This window comes from Pseudomonas sp. HMSC065H01 (genome assembly GCF_001815235.1).
Classification (GTDB): Bacteria; Pseudomonadota; Gammaproteobacteria; order Pseudomonadales; family Pseudomonadaceae; genus Pseudomonas; species Pseudomonas aeruginosa.
Genome location: NZ_KV819849.1, coordinates 1 through 7,458, shown reverse-complemented (window position 1 = coordinate 7,458; position 7,458 = coordinate 1). Strand labels below are relative to the sequence as shown.

At 66.9% G+C, this 7,458-nt stretch carries 6 protein-coding genes and 1 pseudogene; all 7 read right to left on the bottom strand.

The features are described from left to right. Positions 1-477: pseudogene (locus HMPREF3014_RS33075) on the bottom strand (MlaD family protein); the annotation flags it as partial. Continuing rightward, complete coding sequence (locus HMPREF3014_RS04875; RefSeq protein WP_003089139.1) at positions 470-1,090, bottom strand: paraquat-inducible protein A; 621 nt, start codon at positions 1,088-1,090, stop codon at positions 470-472. The gene HMPREF3014_RS04875 and the pseudogene HMPREF3014_RS33075, both read right to left, overlap by 8 nt. Positions 1,091-1,738: 648 nt before the next feature. After that, entirely contained in the window at positions 1,739-3,322 is a 1,584-nt protein-coding gene (locus tag HMPREF3014_RS04870) for an aldehyde dehydrogenase (NADP(+)) (protein ID WP_016851648.1), read from the bottom strand. A gap of 128 nt (positions 3,323-3,450) precedes the next feature. Continuing rightward, positions 3,451-4,446, bottom strand: coding sequence for an AraD1 family protein (gene araD1 / locus HMPREF3014_RS04865; RefSeq protein WP_023087527.1), 996 nt, complete (start codon positions 4,444-4,446; stop codon positions 3,451-3,453). 27 nt (positions 4,447-4,473) lie between these two features. Then, on the bottom strand, positions 4,474-5,649 hold the full coding sequence (locus HMPREF3014_RS04860) for an L-lyxonate dehydratase (protein WP_003113703.1): 1,176 nt from the start codon (positions 5,647-5,649) through the stop codon (positions 4,474-4,476). 30 nt (positions 5,650-5,679) lie between these two features. Then, positions 5,680-7,002, bottom strand: a complete 1,323-nt coding sequence (locus HMPREF3014_RS04855; RefSeq protein WP_023087528.1) for an MFS transporter — start codon at positions 7,000-7,002, stop codon at positions 5,680-5,682. A 185-nt stretch (positions 7,003-7,187) separates the two neighbouring features. Next, positions 7,188-7,458, bottom strand: a 271-nt coding sequence (locus tag HMPREF3014_RS04850) for an OprD family outer membrane porin (RefSeq protein ID WP_141765442.1), incomplete at its 5' end; no start/stop codon positions are given.

Below are 7,458 nucleotides of genomic sequence, written 5' to 3'. Positions count from 1 at the left end.
CGGCCTTGAGGGTCAGGTGCAGGCCGGGCAGCCTGTCGGAAAGGGGGGGCGGCTGCTTCAGCGCGGTGAAGTTGCGTTCTTCCTTCTCGCCCTTCACCGGATCGACCGCGATGTAGACGCCGGAGACCAGGGTTTCCAGGCCGGTGACGCCAGCCAGGGAAACCCGCGGCTTGACCAGCCAGAAGCGAGTACCCTTGCTCAGGTACTGGCGCGCCTCCTTGTCCATTTCGATGGTGGCCACCACGCCCTTGATATCTTCGCTGACATCCAGCGGACCGCGATGCCCTTGTACAGCACCTCGGTCTTCTTCGCCTGGATGCCATCGCTGCTCTCGAAGCGCACCTGGATCAGCACCCCTGCCTGGTCGTAGGCGCGCCAGCCCAGCCAGGCCCCGATAGCCAGGGCCACCAGCGGCAGCACCCAGATCGCCGACCAGTTCGAGGTCTTGTGTTTCTTCGGGCTTGGCAAATCACTCATTCTCGTCGTCCAGATTGGTGTTGTCCCAGATAAGCCGGGGGTCGAACGTCACGGCGGCGAGCATGGTGAGCACCACCACGCTGGCGAAGGCGGCGGCGCCGAGATTGGCCTCGATGCTCGCCAGGTTGCCGAAATTGACCAGCGCCACGAGGATGGCGATGACGAAGATATCGAGCATCGACCAGCGCCCGACCCATTCGATGAAGCGGTACATCATGATTCGCTGGCGGGCCGACATCGGCTGGTGCCGCTGCACCGAATAGAGCAGCAGGGCGATGCCGACCAGCTTGAAGGTGGGGACGACGATACTGGCGACGAACACCACCAGGGCGATGGGAAACATGTCGGCCTGGATCAGGGTCACGACCCCGCCCATGATGGTCGCCGGGGAGCCCTTGCCGAGCATGTTGACGGTCATGATCGGCAACAGGTTGGCGGGAACGTAGAGAATCATCGCCGAGATCAGCAACGCCCAGGTACGGGCAATGCTGTTCGGCCGCCGAGGATGCAGCTTCGCGCCGCAGCGACTGCAACGCGGATGCTCGTTCCCGTCGGCGCGATTCAACTGGTGGCACTCGCCGCAGACCAGAATGCCGGCATCGATCGCACGCATTGTCGTTCTCCAGGATCTCTGCCGGGACGGTGATGGTTTGTCGTCGTCCAGCGCGGCGGCCAACCTGTGCCTTGCCCGGCAGGGAATGGGCACGGGGAAACCACCTGTCGGGGGAGGCTGCCGTCGGAAGACGATTCTGTCCGGGGCGTTACAGCGATGGCATGGGTTCGGCCACTCACGCGCATCAGTTGTCCGCTCGGCTCGATCTGGCCAGGCTGGGCCGGACTCGCTATTCATGCCGCTTGGACGATGATCGAGCGCTGGGATCGCATGATGCTTATATAGTTCACATGAGTCAATATTGTCTCATGTGTTTTTCTCCATCGCGCTATACGGAGCCAAGCGGCGATCCTGCCAGGGAGGCATCATGGCATTCGCCACGGAAGGAAGGACCCCCGGAGAGATTGTGGCGCGCCTCCTGTCTCATGCCGATGCAAGTGGCGGTATCGGCCGAGAATCCCTCGACACCGAGAAGCGGCTTTTCCGCGTCCAGGCATGGGACGATAGGAGCACTCGGGTAGCCCTGGATCGATACTCGCTTTACAGGCAGGAACACCGGCGGGCCTCTTCCGGGGCTCCTCCAGTGTCCTGCTGCACACCTCTGAGGCTCCGATATCCTCCGAACCTCGTCTTTGCCCGGTTCCTCTTTCAGTCAATCGCCGCCCGCGTCCCAACCCCGTCCACCAACCGCGCAATCCCCAATGGGTTGCCATCCTTCAGCGCTTCCGGCAGCCACGCGTCCGGGTAGTTCTGGTAGCACACCGGGCGCAGGAAACGGTCGATGGCCAGGGTGCCCACCGAGGTGCCGCGGGCGTCCGAAGTGGCCGGGTACGGGCCGCCGTGGACCATCGCGTCGCAGACTTCCACGCCGGTCGGGTAGCCGTTGAGCAGCAGGCGTCCTGCCTTCTGTTCCAGGAGCGGTACCAGGTCGGCGAAGGACGCCAGGTCTTCCGCTTCGGCGATCAGGGTCGCGGTGAGCTGCCCGTGCAGCCCATGCAGCGCGCGTTTCAGTTCGGCGTGGTCGGCGACCTCGACGACCACGCTGGCCGGGCCGAAGACTTCTTCCTGCAGCAACTCGTCGCCCTCCAGCAGCAGGCTGACGTCCGCCTGGAACAGTTGCGGCCGGGCCTGGCGGCCCTCCTGCGGTTGCCCGGCGAGATGGCGGACGCGCGGGTGGGCGTGCAGCGCCGCCAGGCCTTTTTCATAGCTGGCCAGCGTGCCGGCGTTGAGCATGGTCTGCGCCGGCTGGTCGTCCATGCGGGCGGCGAAGCGTTCGAGGAACGCCGAGAATTGCGCAGAGCGGATGCCGATGACCAGCCCGGGATTGGTACAGAACTGGCCGCAGCCGAGCACCACCGAGGCACTCAGTTCGTCGGCCACGGCCTCGCCGCGCTTCTTCAGCGCCGCCGGCAGCAGCACCACCGGGTTGATGCTGCTCATCTCGGCGAACACCGGGATCGGCTGCGCCCGGGCGGCCGCCATGTCGCAGAGGGCGCGGCCGCCCTTCAGCGAACCGGTGAAGCCGACCGCCTGGATCGCGGGGTGGCGTACCAGCCGCTCCCCTACTCCGCCGCCGTAGATCATGTTGAACACGCCCGCCGGCATGCCGGTGCGCTCGGCCGCGCGGAGGATCGCCGCGGCGACCCGTTCGGCGGTGGCCATGTGTCCGCTGTGCGCCTTGAACACCACCGGGCAGCCGGCGGCCAGGGCCGCGGCGGTATCGCCGCCGGCGGTGGAGAACGCCAGGGGGAAGTTGCTCGCGCCGAACACCGCCACCGGGCCGAGGCCGATCCGGCACTGGCGCAGGTCGACGCGTGGCAGCGGCTTGCGTTCGGGCCGGGCGCGGTCGATGCGCGCGCCATGGAAGTCGCCGCGCCGCAGGACTTCGGCGAACAGGCGCAGCTGGCCGCTGGTGCGGCTGCGTTCGCCCTGGATGCGCGTGGCCGGTAGCGCGGTTTCACGGCAGACGATGGCGACGAAATCATCGTCCAGCGCGTCGAGTTCGGCGGCGATGGTATCGAGGAATTCCGCGCGGCGGCTGGCCGGCAGTTGCCGGTAGTGCGGGTAGGCGCTGGCGGCGGCTTCGGCGGCGGCGTCCACTTCTTCCGGGGTGGCTTGCACGAAGCGGTACGGCAGCGCCTCACCGCTGGCGGCGTCGAGGCTTTGCAGGAAGAGCGTGCCGGCCGCGCTGCGGGCGCCGCCGATGAAGTTGTGTCCGAGGATGGCTGTCATGTCGACCTCATACAGGGGAAGCCCCGCCGGGGATGGCCGGCGGGGTTGGAGCCAAGGCTCCGCAGGAATGAAGGAAACCGTGCCGCGGGTCTCTCGTGGAGCTCCGGCCTATGCACGGCGGTGGGGCTTCAGAGCGCTACCACCCGCCCCGGCGTCAGTGCGGTCTCGACGGCGGCGATGCCATTGCGCAGCGGCGCGCCGAACTCGGCCATGGCGATCTCGAAGACATCCCCCGGAGCAGCCTTGATCCCGTCGGCGAAGGACAGCGTGGCGGTACCGAAGTAATGCACGTGGACGTCGCCCGGACGGAGGAACTGCGCGTACTTGAAATGGTGGTACTCGAGGTTCTCCAGGCTGTGGCACATGTTGTCCTCGCCGGAAAGGAACGCCTGCTGCCAGAGCACTTCGCCGTCGCGCAGGATCCGGCTCTCGCCCTGCAGGTGGCGCGGCAGTTCGCCGACTCGCAGCTCCGGCCCGTAGCAGCAGGCGCGTAGCTTGGAATGCGCCAGGTACAGGTAGTTGCGGCGCTCCATCAGGTGGTCGGAGAACTCGTTGCCCAGGGCGTAGCCGAGCCGGTAAGGCCGGCGGTCATCGCCGATCAGGTAGAGCCCGACCAGCTCCGGTTCCTCGCCGGCGTCCTCGGCGAAGGCCGGTAGCGGGAAGTCCGCGCCGGGGCGCACGACGATGCCGCCGTCGCCCTTGTAGAACCATTCGGGCTGCGCGCCGACCTGGCCCGCCGGTGGCTTACCGCCCTCCAGGCCCCACCTGAAGATGCGCATGGTGTCGGTCAGCGCGGTCTCGTCGCCCTGGTTCTGCTGGTGCATGCGGTCGCGCGTCGCGGCGCTGCCCAGGTGGGTCAGGCCGGTGCCGCTGACCAGGCAATGGGCCGGGTCGTCATGATCCAGCGGCGGCAGCACCCTTCCCTCCTCCAGCAACCCGGCATAGTCCGGGCCTGGCTCGCTGCCTCGGCGCAGCACCTCGTCGTGCAGGCCGCTGCCCGCGCGAATCGCCGCCAGCCCCAGTTCGCGCGTGCTGCGCACGCCGCGCAGCACCTGTATCCGGGCGCCTTCGACGACGCCGACCCGGCGCTGCCCTGCCCGGTCCTCGAATTGAATCAGCCGCATCTCGGCTCCTCCTGTGGGCTCCGACTATCACTCGATGATGATGAAATCCTTGAGGTGCTCTTCGGATATCTCCAGGCCCAGGCCGGGCTTGTGGTCGTCCAGCTGGATATAGCCGTCGACCGGCTGCGGCTCGCCCTTGAACACGTAGTAGAACAGCTCGTTGCCGACCTCGACGTCGAACACCGGGAAGAACTCGGCCATCGGCGAGGCGGTGCTGGCCATGGTCAGGTGATAGTTGTGCAACTGTCCGGCGTGCGGGATCACCGGCACCGACCAGGCCTCGGCCATGGCATTGATCTTGCGCGCGGCGGTGATCCCGCCTACGCGGTTGGTGTCGTACTGGATGACGTCCACCGCGCGGCGCTCCAGCAGGTCCTTGAAGCCGTGGCCGGTGAATTCGTGCTCGCCGCCGGAGATCGGCATGATCCCCATCTTCTTCAGCTCGACGTAGCCCTCGATGTCATCGGCGATCACCGGCTCCTCCAGCCAGCGCGGTTCGAACTCGGCGAGCTTCGGCAGCATCCGCCGGGCGTATTCCAGGGTCCAGCCCATGTAGCATTCGAGCATGATGTCGATGTCCGGCCCGGCCAGTTCGCGTAGCGCGCGGACCTGCTCGATGTTCCTGCGCATGCCCGTCGGGCCGTCCTTGGGGCCATAGCCGAAGCGCATCTTCAGCGCGGTGAAGCCCTGGTTCAGGTAGCCCTGGGCCTCTTCGAGGAAGGCGTCGAGGTTGTCGTTGGCGTAGAGCTTCGAGGCGTAGGTCCAGATCTTCTCCTTGGTGCGGCCGCCGAGCAGCTTGAACACCGGCTTGTTCACCGCCTTGCCCATGATGTCCCAGATCGCCAGGTCCACCGCCGAGATGGCTGCCATGCCGATGCCCTTGCGGCCCCAGGCGTGGGTGCGGCGATACATCTTCTGCCAGATGTACTCGTTGTCGAACGGGTCTTCGCCGATGCAGATCGGCGCCAGGTAGAGGTCGACGATTTCCTTCGCCACGCGCGGCGCCAGGGCGCAGTTGCCGATGCCGACGAGGCCGTCGTCGGTCTCGATCTCCACCACCAGCCAGCCGTGGAAGCGGAACGAACCCATGGCGTCTCCCTTCTCGAACAGGATGTCGCTGGCATTGGTGCAGAAGTGCGCCTGCGGCGGGACGACCTTGCCCTTCCATTCGAAGACGCGGGTACGGACGGATTTGATTTTCATGTCGCAGCTCCTATCGGTGCGTAGTGTGGGTCAGCCGGCCTGCCGCGCTCGCAGCGGGACGGACGACGATCCGGAGGTCTTCAGCCGGGTCAGCAGGCAGGCGCCGAGCAGGCCGACGGCGGCCAGGGCGAACATGCCGGCGCGCGGGTCGGCGAACTGGCTTTCCATGAGGGTCTTGAGGTTCGGCGCGACGAAGCCGCCGAGGTTGCCCAGGGAGTTGATCAGGGCGATGCCGCTGGCCGCGGCCGCACCGCTCAGGTAGCCGGTGGGAAGGGTCCAGAACAGCGGCTGCACCGAGACGAAGCCGGACGCGGCGAAGCAGAAGGCGATCACCGCCAGGCCCAGGTTGCCGGCCAGCGCCGAGGCGGCGATACCGGCTGCGGCCATGCCCAGCATGGCCACCGCGAGCTGGCGATGCTGGCCGCTGCGGTCGGCCTGGCGGGTCACCAGGCGCGTTACCACCAGGGCGCAGAGCCAGGGAATCGCGGTGATCAGGCCGACGTTCAGGCCGACCTGGCCGTCGAGGAAGCTGGCGATGCGGGTCGGCAGGTAGAACACCACGCCGTACACGCTCATCTGGATGGTGAAGTAGACCAGGCAGAACTTCAGCACCTGGCCGCTGCGCAGGGCGCTGAGGAAGCCGTGCGGGCCGCGTGCCTGTTTGCGGGTGTCTTCTTCGGCCAGCTCGCCTTCCAGCGCCCGCTTCTGCTCGTCGCTCAGCCAGCCGGCATCGCGCGGGCGGTCGACCAGGTAGAAGTAGGCGGCAATGCCGACCAGCGAGGCCAGCAGGCCCTCGGTGACGAACAGCCACTGCCAGTTGGCCAGGCCGAAGATGCCGTGGAACTCCAGCAGCCAGCCGGACAGCGGACCGCCCAGCACCAGCGCCAGCGGCAGGCCGAAATAGAACAGGCCGAGCGCCTGGGCACGGCTGCGCTGCGGGAACCAGTAGGTGAGGTAGAGGATGATGCCGGGGAAGAAGCCCGCCTCGGCGACGCCCAGCAGGAAGCGCAGGACATAGAAAGTCATGGCGTCGTCGGCGAACATCATCGCCGCCGAGACCAGGCCCCAGGTGACCATGATCCTGCACAGCCAGACCCTGGCGCCGAGGCGGTGCAGCATCAGGTTGCTGGGCACCTCGAAGCAGGCATAGCCGATGAAGAAGATGCTCGCGCCGAACGCGAAGGCGGCATCGCCGAGGCCGGTGTCGGCTTGCAGGAAGGCCCGCGCGTAGCCGACGTTGGCCCGGTCGATGAAAGCCAGTACATACATCAGGACCAGGAAAGGCAGGAGCCGCAGGCGGCTGGTGGCGATCGCCGAGGACAGCAGCCTGGCGTGGTCGTTCATGGCGCTCATGGAGGGCTTCCTTCTTGTTGTTGTTCGACGCGGAGGCGGCATGGCCGCTTGCGTTGGGCCGACTGTAGCCAGGCTGCTCCCGCGCGGATAATCACTTCTGCGCATTCATCGATAACCCCAGGCAATACCTTTTCACCAATCAGACAATCGCCGGTTATCGGGCAGCAGCGAGAACGGCCCTGCGCTCAGAGCAGCGGCAGGGAATACGAGAGGATCAGGCGGTTCTCGTCGACATCGGCGGCATGGTTGGACCGCAGCATGGCGTTGCGCCAACGCAGGCCGAGGTTCTTCAGCGGGCCGCTCTGGATCACGTAGGCGACGTCCACGTCGCGTTCCCAGGCGCGGCCGTCGTCCATCGCCTTCGTCCGGGCATGGGCGCCGCTGGCGTAGCGGGCCATGGCGGTCAGCCCGGGAATGCCCAGGGCGACGAAGTCGTAGTCGTAGCGCAGTTGCCAG